The following is a 14579-nucleotide window of genomic DNA, read 5'->3' as shown; positions in this document are numbered from 1 at the left end:
GTGCCGCCCCGCACAGGGGCGACGCGTGAAGCGAGCTAACAATTCGCGGATGCCAACGAAAGCAAAAGCAAAAGCAAAAGCAAAACGCGAATGCCAGCGCAAAGGCCCGAACAACCAAACCCTTTACGGCTCCCTCCGAGCCTTCCCCCGCCGCAACTCGAGAATCCCGCTCACCGACTCCTCCCTACGCCCCGGCACGACAACAATCCGTGCACCAGCCTGAATAAACCCCGTCTGCAAGACGCTCAGATACACACCAGCAAACCCACTCAGATACATATGCTTAACAGCCTTCCTGTACCCCATCGCGGCATTGAGCTTGAAACATGGACTGCGCGGCGCCTCCACCCGTAACCTGACCTGATCGATCACGAGCGTATCGCCAACCCAAAGGTCCGACTCCAGCAAACCCTGCGTGGTCAAATTCTCGCCCAGCATGCCGAATGCCAATGGCTCCTCCGCATCGGGCAGATCCGCTTCGATGCGCCGCTGCCGCCACCACGCGTAGTGTTCGAACGGATAGAGATAAACAGCCTTGTCGAGGCCCCCGTGAACACTAAGGTCCGCCTGCTCGTCGCCCACCAGTCCAAGCTTCTTCACTTCGACCACCGCGCCCTCGCTCACGCTGCTCACCGAACGCTTGCGGATCGCCGACTCGACGCTCAGACCGTCGGCAGCCAGTCCGACGTCGAGCGGCTCGCACACGCCAATGTTGATCGAAAGCAGCTGCGCGCTGCTGCCTGTTTCGGTATGCCTTGTCGGTTCATTCATCGGGTGGCCGTTGCCTGTCTCTATGTATCAGTGCGTGTACCGCTGCAATCTGCGGATCGCTTCGACGAGTTCCGCATCGAGCCGCGCGACGAGTTCGGCAGCAGGCAGCGAACGCGCCAACGCAGCCGCCTGGCCAGCCCATTGCGCGCCGAAACCAAACTCGCCCTGCGCTTTCGCCGCGGCATGCAGCGCCTTGCCTGCGTCGTAGGTGACGGGGTAATCCGGCGTCGCGGGGCGATCGGCGGCGCGGCCCAGTTCCGTGAAGCGGTTGACCATGCTGCGAGCCTGACGGCCCGAAATCGCCGACGTCATCGTCGTGTGAAGCGCAGCATCGCCGAGAATCGCGCGACGGTAGCCCTCGTCGATCGACGTCTCCGGGCACGGCACGAATGCCGTTCCAAGCTGCGCCGCCTGCGCGCCGAGCGCGAGCGCCGCGGCAATGCCCGCGCCGTCCATGATGCCGCCCGCCGCGATGACGGGCAGATCGAATTTCTCCACCAGAAGACGAGTGAGCGCGAAGGTGCCGAGGCCTTCATCGAACGCCTGCGTGTCGAACGCGCCGCGATGGCCGCCCGCTTCGACGCCCTGCGCAACGATCGCATCGACGCCCGCATCGACCACCTGCCGCGCCTCGTCCAGGTTCGTCGCCGACGCCAGCAACGTGATGCCCGCGTCCTTCAGCGCCTGGATGACTTCCTTCGACGGCAGCCCGAAATGAAAGCTGACGACGGCAGGCTTTTCCTCGACGAACACGTCGAGCATCGCCTTGTCTTCGACAAAGCTCGTGTAGATCTCGGCAAGTCTTTCCGGCGCGCTCGCGCCGTACTTCGCGAACTGCGGCGCAAGCCACGTCAGCCATTCCCGCTCGACTTTCGCATTCGCCGTTGCTGGCGCGTGGCAGAAAACATTGATGTTGAACGGCGCGCTCGTCAACGCCCGCGTGTCGCGGATCGTCTTGCGCGCCGCGTCGGCTTTCATCGCGCCCACGCCCAGCGAGCCGAGGCCGCCCGCATTGGATACGGCCGCCGCCAGCGCCGGCGTGCTGACGCCTGCCATCGGCGCCTGAATGATCGGCTTGCTGATGCCCAGCAAACTCAACAGCGGCTCGCCTTCGGAACGAGTGCTCATGTCATGTCCTCATGAAAACGGTTGGCGCATGGGCGGCCCGCAACCGGAGAAAGGACAAGCGATCAAAACGCCTCGCCCCAATTGCAAACGCTCTCGCCATGCTATCTGTACCTCAGATCATCTTTTTCAGCGGACGATGGGTCAACCATCAAGCGGGCAATTCACTCTTGAGTGCCGGGAACAGGTGAAAGGCGCGGCACCCCGCCGCGTCCGTCCCGCGCATCAGCCGGGGAGCGGCTCGCTGGCGAACGCGTTCAGTTCGCGCACGAGGCTCGACGCCGCCAGCCGCACCAGTTCGCCGCCCTTTTCCGGCGACGCCTGAGCCGGGTCCGAGCCCATGCGGCCATCGGGATAGCGCGCGCGGAAATCCAGCGCTTCCCGGATCGGGCCGGACGGCGCGATCTTCGGCGAATAATCGGCGGATTTGATCGCGTCCGGGAAAGCCCACTGCGTGATCGCGATTTCGGACGGCGTAGCGTGAACGCCATGCCCTTCGGGGAACTGCTTGCGCGCGAGTTCGCCGACCCCTTCCAGATCCCACCAGTTAGCCAGCTTCATCGCAAAACCTGCGCGGCGCTTCGCGAAGCTCGCTTCGACATAGACCTCCGAAAACGCCGCCTCGATCGATGCGATGTTTCCGCCGTGGCCATTCAGAAACAGGATCTTCTCGAAGCCATGCGCCGCCAGCGAGCGAATCCAGTCGCCAATGGCAGCGATGAACGTGGACGGCCGCAGCGAAATCGTCCCCGGAAAGCCGAGATGATGCTGCGCCATGCCGATGTTGAAGGTCGGCGCGACGAGGATATCGGCCGACTTTTCCGCTTCACGCGCGATGATCTCCGGGCACAGCCAGTCGGTGCCGAGCAGGCCCGTCGGACCGTGCTGCTCGTTCGAACCGATAGGCACGACGATCGCGCGGCTTCGCTTCAGGTATTGCTCGATCTCAGTCCAGGTCGAAAGATGTAAAAGCATTGAAACTCCTGTTGTATCTGCCTTGCGCCGCACGCGGCGCAGCGCGTTGATCGTGGGGACATCCGGGGCCGTTGCCGCAGACGCGAACGGCTGACCCTGATCCCACAAGCGTACAGGCAAATCGGCGCCCTCACCAACAGCAACCAGGTTCACGACTCGTTGTCCGCAAAGCAACGCGAAGGCGCGGAGGTCGGCGATGCCGTCGCGCTGAAGATCCAGCGCATGCGCGTGACGTCGCATGCGACGTCGTCCGGCGTGATGCGTCGAAGGGCGCTATCACGGCGATCCGTTCGTCGCCAGGTTCTGCGCGTCGTGCGGCACCGAGCACCCGGCCAGCCAGGTGCAAGGCATCGGCCCCGGGGCGATCCGCTTCGACCATTGCGGCGCCGAGGTCAGCGCGTTCCAGTTCAAACACGGCTGAGCGCCGATCAGCGCAAGAAGGTCGCCGAACTCGGCGCGCGCCGGGGCCAGCATGACATCGAAGAAAACGGGCCCGTGACGTTTATTGGCAGCGGCGTCAACCTCAATGCCGGAATCGGCATCGGTCATCTCGTCCGGGAGAAGTATCAGTTGGCTTGAGACCTGCTATCCTCTGCGGACACGCGGCGCAGCGCCCTGCGCCGCTTCGCTTCGTGCGTCTCGACAGCGCCCGGCGCAAACCACATCCGCCGTTCACGGAAAGGACATGCAGCGTCAATTCGAAGACCTACTGCTGGGCAGCATCGAGCTGTTCTGTCTCGCCGCCGAACTGGAAAGCTTCACGGTCGCGGCGACGGCCGCGAGCGTGACGCCTGCGGCCGTGAGCCGGTCGGTTGCGCGCCTGGAGGAACGGCTCGGCGTGCGGCTTTTCGTACGCACGACACGGCAGATCAGGCTCACCGACGCGGGCCGCCGTTACTTCGAGCAATGCCGTCAGGCGCTCGCCCAACTCGCCGATGCCGAGCGCGAAGCGACGGGACAGCAGAGCACGCCGTCGGGCGTGCTGCGCATCAGCATGCCGACGCCGTACAGCCACTATCGCGTGCTGCCGCTGCTCGCGGAATTTCGCAAGCTCTATCCCGACGTCACGGTCGAAACGCACCTGAGCAACCGCAACATCGACTTCGCCGACGAAGGCTTCGACCTCGCCATCCGGGGCCGCGCGCCGGACGACTCCGGCCTGATCGCGCGCAAGCTCGAAGACGCCGAACTCGTGGTCGTCGCTTCGCCCGCCTACCTGAAGTCGGCAGCCAGGCTGGACACACCCGACGATCTTGTTCACCACGAATGCATCCAGTTCGCGCTGCCGAGCACGGGGCGCAACATTCCGTGGCTGTTCCAGCATGATGGCGAAGAGAGCGAAATGATGACGCGCGGCGGCAACAGCACGTCGGGCGATGTACTCGCAGGGGCCACGCTCGCGCGACACGACGCGGGGCTGTTCCAAACGTATCGGTTCGTCGTCGAAAGAGACCTGAAGGACGGCGCCTTGCGCGAAGTGCTCACGCCGTACGGCGGCCGCACGAGGCCGTTCGTGCTGTTGTATCCGCATGCGCGGCATCTGTCGTCGCGCGTGCGCGCCTTCGTCGACTTCCTCGTCGACAAGCTCAGAGCCTGAGACGCTCACGCCCCACCTCCTCTCTTCCTCCCTCATGCTGCCGAACGTCGATTCGATTGCTCGCCGGTCTCGCGAAGAGCGGCTGGATCGTCGATCCGGGCATCATGCCGCTGCGCGGGCTGTTCGAGCGCGAATTCAAGGAAGCGGGACTCGCCGTGCCGCCGCATCCCATTTAAACGGCATCGACGATCACCACCGTGCTGATGTTGCAGCGACCCGACACACTTGTTTCGCTGATGCCGCGCGACATGGCGGCGCGGCTCCGTGCTTTCGCCCGCCGCACGGCAGTTGATCGACGAACTGACGTAGCGCGCGCCGGCGGCCCGCCTTGCGTTGCCGTCGTTGCGTGACTAATATCAATTCATGGCGCGAAACCGCGCATCGTGCGCGATTGACACGGCAGCCCGTCGCAGATGAAATCTTACGTCGTACTGCTCGCAGTATGGATGGCCGCGTTCGGCACAGCCGGGGTCTACTCGGCTTACGCGGACGGCCCGGTCATCATCGCGCTCGCCAATCCGTCTTCCGACTTCGACTCGCCCGCGTTCGAAGCCGATCATCACGACCGGCACCGCTCGGGCACGCCTTCACCCGCCATCATCCACGGTCCGTCCTATCTTTCCGCGTTGCGCGAATACGATGTGCGTTCGCTGACGCGCAGGTTCTCATATGGCTCGCCGGTGGATTTCAAGCTGAATATCCACGGCGATTGAGCCGCGCGCCTCGTCAGCGCACCACGGGCGTTTGCCCGTCGACCTGCTGCAACGACACGCCGACGACATGCTCGTGCCAGACACCGCATTGCGCGATCACGGGCATCCACGACTGCCGGTTACGAAGGCGTGCGAACGCGCGCATCGACACAGTCGATTCGACCTGCTGCGAACCGTTGTTGCCGGAGAATAAGCCGCCGTCTTCGTTGACTTTGGCCTTCAGCACGCGACGGTCCGGTGCGAGGAACATGTCATAACGTGAGGTAGTCCGAATCCAGCGGTCGAGCTCGGCGATGCAGTTGATGACGGCAGGACGGACGTGAAGACGCGTGAGATATGCGTAGTCGTCGGGCACGTCGGCCTGCGATTGCGAAAACGCGCTCGTGCAGAACCACACGAGACTGAAGACGCCCAATAGGGCAGTAATGCTTTTCATCAGGAAGCGGTGCCCGGAAGTGCAGATGTATTGCAAACGTTCAAGGCGCGAGAGTATACCCGCTTCGCCGGACGGATACCGTTTGGGTCGTCTGTGGGCTTTGCGCAGCGCTTCGCCAACGCGGCGCGATCAGAATTCGACGAGCGCGAAATCTTCCTTGCCGACATCGCACAGCGGACAACGCCAGTCTTCCGGCACGTCGGCCCAACGCGTGCCGGCCGCGATGCCTTCTTCGGGCAAGCCGGCCGCTTCGTCGTAGACCCAGCCGCAGATCACGCAGACCCACTGCTTGAAGTCGTCGGCGGATGTCTGTGTCTGCGTGGCGGCATTCGAGCCGGTTGATTCAGCAACGCCCGCGCGCTTGTCCTTGTCGAGCGAGACGACGAGCGGCGCAGGCCGCCCGGCGGCCGGCGTGTCGAGATAGCGTTGCAGCGCCTGATGAAGCTCGACGGCTTCGTTGTGGTTCAGATCGATCCAGAACGGATCGCCCGCGCCATCGTTGAGGCGGTCGGGTGAAAACTGGAGTTCGACGGCAGTGGCTTTCGTGTACATGTGATGTGATAGCTGGACGAGTGCATGCGACCACTCGCCGCACAGCGGACGTATCGGCCGCCGCGCTCAGAAAAAGTGACGCAGCAGCGCGCTGCACAGCGCGGCGGCGATACCGACCAGACCGAGGGTTTCGAGAAGCGTCAGCGAACGGCGAGCGTTGGCACGATTAGGTGTCGACATGGGCTTGAACGGAAAAAATTGACCGATGGACGGAAGCGTTGCATCCGGTCCGAAAAATACGCGAGCCCGGATTTTAAACGCTCATTCGCCCGGTAGCTTTCTTTTCGCTGTCGGCTTGCGCGGATCGAGATGTTGCATGCGGGAAGATTGACTTGTGTTGCGAGCCTGAATTATCGCTGCGTTATCGCTCGCGCGAAGGCCGTCATTCACTCTTCGTGGTTGATAGAGTCTTTCGCCGTCGGCGGGTATGGGTGTCGGCGATCGACCGGGCGTTTGCATGCACTGTCCGATGACGAGCGCCTACGGCGCGCCGGGCACCTGCATGGCCCACGGCGCGCTGTGCAAATCGACGGTCGATCCGCGACAGATGCAGGAGCGGCGCAGCCGCCGCTTCACCGATCGACAGGCGCGCAGTCGCCGCGGCTCTGGCAATTGCTTTGGCGCTTTGCTTCCTGCGGATCGTTGCCCGTATCGTGCACGCGGTAGTCGGCACGATAGTAGTCGGCGTTCTGATCGATCTTCGCGAACGAGGCCACGGGGGCGGCCAGCCCCGCCAAACCCGCGACAGCAAGAACAAACGCAAGGGTCTTCATTGTTCAACTCCTTGTTTGATCGTTGCGACAACAATCGACGGCGAGCGAGGCGCGATGGTTTGCAAACGTTGATGGCGGGCGCGATACGATTCGTCAGTCGTTTGCGTACGACGCACTATGCGGCCTCATCAAAAAGCATAGTCGCTGCTTCGTCCCGTTGTTAGTGTTGGTGAGGCATTGCGAACATTTACGGTGACTTCGTTTTTACGGTGGGCGTCAACACCTGCACGAGCCCGTCCGTGTCCTTGACGATCAACGCCATCACGAGTTCGATGCCCGGCGCGAGCGTCGCGTTTGCGCCGTCCACACGCGCGTTAATCCGCTTGAGCAACGGTTCGAGCGTCGCGCGCGCGTCCTGCAACTTCTGCTTGTTCAACGGAATCGCGCCGACGGCATCGGCGAGTTGCGACAATGCGCGCGGCACCGCCGACCACGCCTGATCGAGATGCGGCGCTTCGTCGCCCGCGCATGTGTGCGCAAGCGCCTGGCCGAACACCAGCACGTCCCGATGCAAGCGGCTCAGAAACGGCGGCACCTTGTCGATCGCGTCGGAACTGCCGCGCAGGATCGGCACGAACACATGCTCGCGCCCCGCCTCTTGCAATGCGTCCGCAAGCGCCGTCTGCGCAGCGAGACTGCGTTGCTCGAGCCGCGCCATCTGCGCATCGTCCCGGGAGAACGCGAGCTTGTGCTCGATCATCTGTGCAAGCGTTTCCAGACAGTCGCGCGCGTTCCGATGCGCGCCCTTCAGCGCGCGGTTCGGCCACAGCACCGTCGCGACGAACGCAGCCGCCGCGCCGATCAGAATTTCCGCCACGCGATGCAGTGGCCGCACGAACGCCGAGCCGCCGTCGCCAGGCACGAGCACCACGATCACCAGCGTCACGCACGCGAGCCGCAAACCGGGCCGCGCGGCAGCCAGCGCCGCCAACGGCAGCAGCGCCACGGAGAACACCGTGAGCGGCTCGATGCCGCGATCCATCACGACCAGCCCGATGCCGCCCACGATCCCGCCGATACACGCGCCGATAATCTGGTCCCGTGCGATCGTAATGGCCTGCGTCAGACTGGGTTGCGTCACGACGATCATCGTCGTGATCAAGGCCCAGTAGCCTTCAGGCAACCCCGCCAGCGTCGCGGCGCCGTAGCTGAGCACGCAGCCCGTCAGCGTGCGTCCGAAGCGGCGCGCTTCGGGGGCGCGTATCAGATTCGTGAACCAGTCTTGCTGTTGAACGGTCATTCAGGTGTTTCCATCAAAACGCATGAAACGCGGGTTGGGCGAGTGCAATTTCCGCTCATTGGGGAACATGCGTTGCTGTCGTGACTCCCTTGTAATCGAAAGCCCTTACTCAGGAGCGTCATGTCGATTCAGCAAAGCCATGCCCGCCGCATTCTCTCGACTACCCTCTGTGCCGCCGCGCTGCTCGTCGTTCACATGCCGCCTGGCGCCGCGCAAACACCAGCGGCCAATCAGGCCGGCCTTGTCAGCAACGCATCGCCCGTCGTGCCCGTGCCGCCGTCCGAGCTATACGGCGCGCTGTATCGCGATGTCGAACTCGCACATCTGTACCCGGACAGCAAGACCTTCGCCGACATGGTGCCGAACGCACCGCCGCAACAGATCGTCGCCGATTATGCCAGGCAGAAGGACAACGCGCAGTTCGCACTGAAGTCGTTCGTCGCGCAGCGCTTCACACTGCCTGCACGCGAAACGAAGAACTACGTGTCCGACCCGAACCAGAGCATCACGGCGCACATCGACACGCTCTGGTCCGTGCTCAGGCGCGACCCCGATGCCAGCGCGAGCCCGTGGTCGTCGCTGCTGCCGCTGCCGTATCCGTACATCGTGCCCGGCGACCGCTTCGACGAGATTTACTACTGGGACTCGTACTTCATCATGCTCGGACTGAGGCAAAGCGGCCGCGAAGACCTGCTGAAGAACGAACTCGACAACTTCGCGATCTTGATCGACCGCTATGGCCATATTCCGAACGGCAATCGCACGTACTATCTGAGCCGCTCGCAGCCGCCGTTCTTCGGGCAGATGGTGCGTCTCGCCGCCGATCGAGAAGGCGATCAGGTCTATCTGCGCTATCTGCCGCAGTTGCGCAAAGAATACGCGTACTGGATGGACGGCCACGACAAGGTCGCGCCTGGCACCGCCTACCGGCATCTCGTGCGCCTGCCCGACGGCACGCTGCTGAACCGCTATTGGGACGAGCGCGCCACGCCGCGCGACGAATCGTATCGGGAGGACGTCGCCACCGCGCAAGCGACGCCGCAGCGCAACGCCGAAGACCTGTGGCGCAATCTGCGCGCGGGCGGCGAAACGGGCTGGGACTTCAGCTCGCGCTGGTTCGCCGACGGCAAGACGCTTGCGACCATCGAAGTCACGTCGCTGATTCCCGTCGATCTGAACTGCCTGCTCGTCGATCTCGAACGCACGCTGGCGAAGGCGTATCGCGTGCAGGGCGACGCTTCGCACGCGGAAAATCTCGAACAGCGCGCCGCCGCGCGCGCCGATGCGATCCGCCGCGTGCTGTGGGACCCGCAACTCAATGCATTCGGCGATTACGACTTCGTCGCGCATCGGCTCACGCATCGGCTGAGCGCGGCGACGGTCTATCCGCTGTACGCGGGCGTCGCAACGAAAACGCAAGCGGCCGAGGTGGCGGCGACCATCCGCGCTCGCCTGTTGCGCCCCGGCGGCCTCGCGACCACAACGGTCGACACAGGCCAGCAATGGGACGAGCCGAACGGCTGGGCGCCGCTGCAATATCTCGCCGTGACGGGCTTGCGGCGCTATGGTCATGCCGACCTCGCGCAGCAGATCGCCACGCGCTGGATCGGCACCAACGTCGCGTATTACCAGCACACGGGCAAGCTGGTCGAGAAGTACGACGTCGATGCCAGGGCAGGGACGACGGCGGCGGGCGGCGGCGAATATCCGTTGCAGGACGGTTTCGGCTGGACCAATGGCGTGCTGCGCACCTTGATGGCGATGTATCCCGGCGCGGCAGGCCCGTCGACGCGCCCCATCGATGTGCCCGCGGGTGCGGCGGGCGTATCGGAAGCGGCCTCGGCTGCTGCAGCCGCGCCGAAAACCACGCACCGCCTGCGCGCGACGCCTGCGCCTTCTTCTTCACCCGCGCCGTGAAGCGCCGTCTAACTGCTTGTTACGAAACTCGCACACATGTTGCACCTTCGGCATGGGCCGCCACGTACACTGCGCTCACAGTATCCAGCGCGCTCCGATACACGACGCTATTGAAATCGGGCGCACTGGCGCAACATCGGTTCGATCAAAGCAAACGGGGTATCAGCATGACCGCTTTCGGGAAAGCCACACTCGCCGCCGCAACGCTGTTTCTCGCCATCAGCGGGACAGCACATGCGGCGGGTTGCATCAAGGGCGCCGTGGTCGGCGGCGTCGCGGGACACTACGCGGGCCATCACGCTGTGGTCGGCGCGGTCGGCGGTTGCATCGTCGGGCGGCATCTTGCGAAAAAGCACGCCGACGAACAGGCCGCGCAGCGCCAGGCCATTCACGCCCAGTATCAGTAATGCCGGCGAGCGTGCCTGCGTCGCTCGAAACGAGCCTTCGCGATTTAAGTCTGTCTTAATTGTCACGGCTCATTATTCGTTCGCAGGCTTGTCGTCGGAACCCTGCCAACGGGAGTTGCGCCTCGGCGCCGACTTCCGGCCCATGTAACACCAGTCATCCCCTGTAGTGCCGCCAGAGCATCGGCGGCACCTTTTTCCTGGCGACACAAGGCCCCCGCCTGCACAGGAAACGAAGAAAAGAGGTACATCACCATGTCGAACAAGTCGAGAAGCCGCAAGCAGACCCGTCACGCTCCCGCCATGTCGCCGCTGCTGCGCGCGCTGACTTTCAGCCGCGCCGCACACGAGCCCATCACGCGGGCCATGCTGTTGCAAGCCTATGCAAGTCTCGACGCGTTCCGACGCGGGCAAGGCTCGCGCGAACTGTTCACGACGCTCGGCCGGCAACTGCTCATCGCCGAAGAACTGAGCCGCATCGGCCACCTGCCGGAAGCGATCGACGATATCGCCGAAGCGCAGATCGCGATGACCGACATCGACAGCGCCAAGACGGCGCGCGGCGAGTGGACGGTGGAAGGCGACAACTACGCGTGGCTGACCATCGCGCTCGATGCGTTCGACCGCCAGCTCGCCGCTGCCTCGCTGGAAGATATCGCCAAGGCCGAAGCGCGGATGATCGAAGGGCTGATGCGCACCGAACAAGAACTCGCGCACCCCGTCGCCGCCTGAGCGCGGCGGACGCCGCTAGCGCTAGAGTTTGAGCAGCTCGGCCTGCATCCAGTCGTGCACCTGATGGCTGAGTTCCTGCGGCGAGCGCTCGGCAGGCGACAGCGTCGGACCAATCACGACGCGAATATCTCCCGCGCCCACCGGCCAGCCTTTCGCGGGCCACACCTTGCCGGCGTTGTGCACCACGGGCACGATCAGCGCGCCCGTCGCGCAGGCCAGACGCACGCCGCCTGAGGTCAGCTTGACAGGCGCGCCGTGCGGCACGCGCGTGCCTTCCGGAAAGATCACGACCATATCACCCTTCGCGAGGCGCTCGGCTGCTTCACGCGTCACGGCGACATGTGCCTGGCGCGGCGAGCCGCGGTCCAGGCTGACCATGTCGAGCCCCCTCAGCACCCAGCCGAAGAACGGAATACGCAGCAAATCCTGCTTGAACACAAAGCTGATCCGGCGCGGAAAGAGCGCGAGAAACGCGAGCGTTTCCCACGTCGATTCGTGGCGGCAAAGGACGATCGACGGTTCCTTCGGCAGATGTTCGAGACCTTCTATCGAGCAGCGGATGCCGAACGCCGCGCGCATCACCGCGACGAGCGCCCGGCACCATAGCGCCGCGAGCCGGTAGCGCGCCGACCGGTTGATGAACGGATACAGCAGCAGCATCACCGTGGACCAGATCGTTCCGCTTCCCAGCAGATAGACGATGAACAGCCATTTTTTGAGCACAGCGAGCATGTTGTGTGGCATCGACAGAAAGTGAGCAGGCGCAAGCCAAACCCAGATACTACCGGCGATGAAAAAATCGCACGCAGCAAAGCTGCAGCCCGGCAGCCCGAGCGCACTGCGCGCACAAAAGAAAACGCCGGCCAAGGCCGGCGTTCATGCTGTAGTTTTGAAGGCCACGGTCGCCTGACGGCGCCGGAGGGCTAGACATTCGGCAAAGACTCGCGCCTGCGGCGCTCACACTTTGCCGACCGTTCAACCCTTCGCCATTTCTGGTTTTTCGCGTTACGCGCAAACTTCCCCCGTGCGCAAGCAGAGTATCGCCGACGGGCGCGTGCCGCTATGTGGTCAATCGAACGTTCAGACGAAACACGTTGCGCAGCCGCCTGCGTCACGACAAGCTCGGCTGCGTGCATTCTCGCGACAAGGCGTGCAGGTCCGCAGCCGGAACCGGCCGTCCGAGCAGAAAGCCTTGCAGCGAATTGCAGCCGAGCCGCGTCAGGAACTCCTTTTGCGTCGCCGTCTCGACCCCTTCCGCGACGATGTCGATACCCAACGTCTGACCGAGCGCGACGACGGACGACACAATCGCCGCATCCTCCGCGTCATGCGCCAGCTCGCGCACGAAGCCCCGGTCGATCTTCAGCTCGCTCGCAGGCAAACGCTTCAGATACATCAGGCTCGAATAGCCGGTGCCGAAATCGTCAATGGAAATGCGCACGCCCATCTCATGCAGGCTTTGCAGAATCCGCAGGCTCGCCTCGACATCGCGCATCGCCGCCGACTCGGTGACTTCGATCGTCAGACGGCGCGGATCGACGCGATGCCGCGCCAGCGTGTCGCGCACCAGCGACGTCAGTTGCGGGTGGCCGAACTGCATGGGCGACAGGTTGACGGCGACGTTCCAGTCGCACGCGCCCGAATCGAGCCACTCGCCGATCTGGCGGCACGCTTCGTCGAGCACCCATTCGCCGATCGGCACGATCAGCCCCGTCTTCTCGGCAAGCGGGATGAATTCGTCGGGTCCGATCAGGCCGCGCTTCGGATGCGCCCAGCGCACCAGCGCCTCGACGCCCGTAATCGGCCCATCGGGCGCGGCGAATTGCGGCTGATAGTGCAGCACCAGTTGCCCGCGCTCGACGGCCGCGCGCAACTCCTGCGTCAGCTGCAACTGGCCTTGCATGTTCTCGTTCATCGACGCGTCGAAGAACGAATACGCGTTGCGGCCCAGCGACTTCGCGTGATACATGGCGGCGTCGGCGTGCGTCAGCGCCTCGTGGCCGAGCGCGCCGTCGACGGGACACATCGCGATGCCGATGCTGGTCGAGATGCCCAGTTCGTGGCCGTCGATCTCGAACGGCGCGCCGATCACGGCCAGCAGCCGGCTGGCGATGGCCATCGCGCCCGCCTGGTCCTCGCCGGGCAGCAGCAGCACGAATTCGTCGCCGCCCACGCGCGCCACGGTGTCCCTTGCGCGAACGGCCGACGCGAGCCGCTCGGCGACCTGCTCTAGCAGCCGGTCGCCGACCTGGTGGCCGTATGCGTCGTTGACAATCTTGAAGCCGTCGAGGTCCATGAACATCAACGCGAACCGGCTGCCGTCCACACGCGATTTCGCCAGCGCTTCCTCGAGCCGCGCTTCGAGCAGCACGCGGTTCGGCAGCTTGGTCAACGCGTCATGCCAGGCGAGATAGCAGAGTTCCTGGTTGGCTTGCGCCAGCGAACGCGTGAGCGCCGCGTTCTCCGCTTCGAGCCGCAGTTCGTCGAGCACGGAAAGCGACAACGCGACGCCCGTCACCGCGAGCGTCACGATGATGATGACGACGGCGACCCATGTGGTGTTCACGCCGTCGGTTGCCGCGACGCACAGGCTGCCTGCCGGAAAGGCCGCTGCCGACATGCCCGTGTAGTGCATGCCGACGATCGCGAATCCCATCACGACGGCGGCGCCCGCGCGCAGCGGGCGCATGCGGCGCGAGTTGTGTCGCAGGCTGAACGCCGTCTTCAACGCAACGCCCGAGGCAGCGACGGCGATCACGATCGACAGCGCGAACAGCCCGGCGTCGTACACGATGCCAGGCTCCATCTGCATGGCTACCATGCCCGTGTAGTGCATGCCCGCGACGCCGAGGCCCATCAGCAGCGCGCCGCCCGCAAGCCGCCCGGCGGGCAATGCGTCCTGGCAGACCAGCCACAGCGCGAACGCCGACGACGCAACCGCGATCGACAGCGACAGCACCGTGACGACGGGATCGTAGCCGAGCGGGATCGGCAGGCTGAACGCGAGCATGCCGATGAAGTGCATCGACCAGATGCCGAGCCCCATCGCAAACGCGCCGCCCGTGAGCCACCAACGTGCGGTCCGGCCGGTCGCCGTCGTGATGCGGCCCGCCATTTCAAGCGACGTGTACGCGGCCAGCACCGCGACAAGGAGCGAGAACAGCACGAGAAGACTGTTGTAGCTGCCCTGTAACATGAGAGCCCCCAGAATGTGCCCCTCGGCCGCTCGCAGGACTTTGCTGAATGAAGCAGTCCCTTATCCGCGAAAAGAGGCGTATGAAGTACGGTTTATCGACATCCGGCAGCAAAATGTTAAGTGTGAAATGTCAAATTCCGAGGCTCTG

15 protein-coding genes are annotated in these 14579 nt (G+C 64.2%); 5 read left to right on the top strand and 10 right to left on the bottom strand.

The genetic code is table 11. From position 1 onward, the window contains the following. Positions 1–123 precede the first annotated feature (123 nt). The 4 genes from KFO72_RS12995 to KFO72_RS12980 all read right to left on the bottom strand — a co-directional run bounded on the left by KFO72_RS12995 (position 124) and on the right by KFO72_RS12980 (position 3420). Positions 124–771 carry an MOSC domain-containing protein gene (locus KFO72_RS12995; RefSeq protein WP_054931451.1) on the bottom strand — a complete coding sequence of 216 codons (648 nt, stop codon included), beginning with the start codon at positions 769–771 and terminating at the stop codon, positions 124–126. Positions 772–798: 27 nt separating this feature from the next. Further along, entirely contained in the window at positions 799–1899 is a 1101-nt protein-coding gene (locus tag KFO72_RS12990) for an NAD(P)H-dependent flavin oxidoreductase (protein ID WP_225032287.1), read from the bottom strand. A 222-nt stretch (positions 1900–2121) separates the two neighbouring features. Then, entirely contained in the window at positions 2122–2871 is a 750-nt protein-coding gene (locus KFO72_RS12985) for a creatininase family protein (protein WP_054931463.1), read from the bottom strand. A 276-nt stretch (positions 2872–3147) separates the two neighbouring features. Next, a complete protein-coding gene (locus tag KFO72_RS12980; RefSeq protein WP_225032286.1) occupies positions 3148–3420 on the bottom strand; it encodes a hypothetical protein in 273 nt (90 codons plus the stop codon). A 136-nt stretch (positions 3421–3556) separates the two neighbouring features. Here KFO72_RS12980 and KFO72_RS12975 point away from each other — a divergent pair, with 136 nt between their 5' ends. Both KFO72_RS12975 and KFO72_RS12970 read left to right on the top strand, forming a co-directional pair. Then, entirely contained in the window at positions 3557–4468 is a 912-nt protein-coding gene (locus tag KFO72_RS12975; RefSeq protein ID WP_225032285.1) for a LysR family transcriptional regulator, read from the top strand. A gap of 413 nt (positions 4469–4881) precedes the next feature. Further along, positions 4882–5181: a hypothetical protein gene (locus tag KFO72_RS12970; protein ID WP_054931447.1), complete on the top strand. Its 300-nt coding sequence runs from the start codon at positions 4882–4884 to the stop codon at positions 5179–5181. A gap of 13 nt (positions 5182–5194) precedes the next feature. Here KFO72_RS12970 and KFO72_RS12965 read toward each other — a convergent pair whose 3' ends face one another. The 4 genes from KFO72_RS12965 to KFO72_RS12950 all read right to left on the bottom strand — a co-directional run bounded on the left by KFO72_RS12965 (position 5195) and on the right by KFO72_RS12950 (position 8182). After that, positions 5195–5617: a BspC domain-containing protein gene (locus tag KFO72_RS12965; protein ID WP_054931446.1), complete on the bottom strand. Its 423-nt coding sequence runs from the start codon at positions 5615–5617 to the stop codon at positions 5195–5197. A gap of 129 nt (positions 5618–5746) precedes the next feature. After that, a complete protein-coding gene (locus KFO72_RS12960; protein WP_082433846.1) occupies positions 5747–6169 on the bottom strand; it encodes a rubredoxin in 423 nt (140 codons plus the stop codon). Positions 6170–6741: 572 nt separating this feature from the next. Beyond that, entirely contained in the window at positions 6742–6942 is a 201-nt protein-coding gene (locus KFO72_RS12955; RefSeq protein ID WP_035992183.1) for a hypothetical protein, read from the bottom strand. 187 nt (positions 6943–7129) lie between these two features. Further along, complete coding sequence (locus KFO72_RS12950; protein ID WP_225032284.1) at positions 7130–8182, bottom strand: FUSC family protein; 1053 nt, start codon at positions 8180–8182, stop codon at positions 7130–7132. Positions 8183–8302: 120 nt separating this feature from the next. On the opposite strand from KFO72_RS12950, the gene treF reads away from it, so the two are divergent. From treF to KFO72_RS12935, 3 genes are all read left to right on the top strand, one after another. Continuing rightward, positions 8303–10099, top strand: a complete 1797-nt coding sequence (treF, locus tag KFO72_RS12945; protein ID WP_225032283.1) for an alpha,alpha-trehalase TreF — start codon at positions 8303–8305, stop codon at positions 10097–10099. 167 nt (positions 10100–10266) lie between these two features. Further along, on the top strand, positions 10267–10506 hold the full coding sequence (locus KFO72_RS12940) for a hypothetical protein (protein ID WP_007736514.1): 240 nt from the start codon (positions 10267–10269) through the stop codon (positions 10504–10506). A gap of 252 nt (positions 10507–10758) precedes the next feature. Next, entirely contained in the window at positions 10759–11235 is a 477-nt protein-coding gene (locus KFO72_RS12935) for a hypothetical protein (RefSeq protein ID WP_060609688.1), read from the top strand. Positions 11236–11256: 21 nt separating this feature from the next. Here the strand turns inward: KFO72_RS12935 and KFO72_RS12930 are convergent, their stop codons facing one another. Both KFO72_RS12930 and KFO72_RS12925 read right to left on the bottom strand, forming a co-directional pair. Then, positions 11257–11967, bottom strand: coding sequence for a lysophospholipid acyltransferase family protein (locus KFO72_RS12930; RefSeq protein WP_054931461.1), 711 nt, complete (start codon positions 11965–11967; stop codon positions 11257–11259). A 379-nt stretch (positions 11968–12346) separates the two neighbouring features. Then, complete coding sequence (locus KFO72_RS12925) at positions 12347–14431, bottom strand: putative bifunctional diguanylate cyclase/phosphodiesterase (RefSeq protein WP_225032282.1); 2085 nt, start codon at positions 14429–14431, stop codon at positions 12347–12349. Between the last annotated feature and the right edge of the window lie 148 nt (positions 14432–14579).

Origin of the sequence: Paraburkholderia sp. XV (assembly GCF_020177535.1) — a bacterium.
GTDB lineage: Bacteria > Pseudomonadota > Gammaproteobacteria > Burkholderiales > Burkholderiaceae > Paraburkholderia > Paraburkholderia caribensis.
Note: the sequence above shows the minus strand (reverse complement) of the source record. Positions and strands in the feature narration are given on the sequence as shown.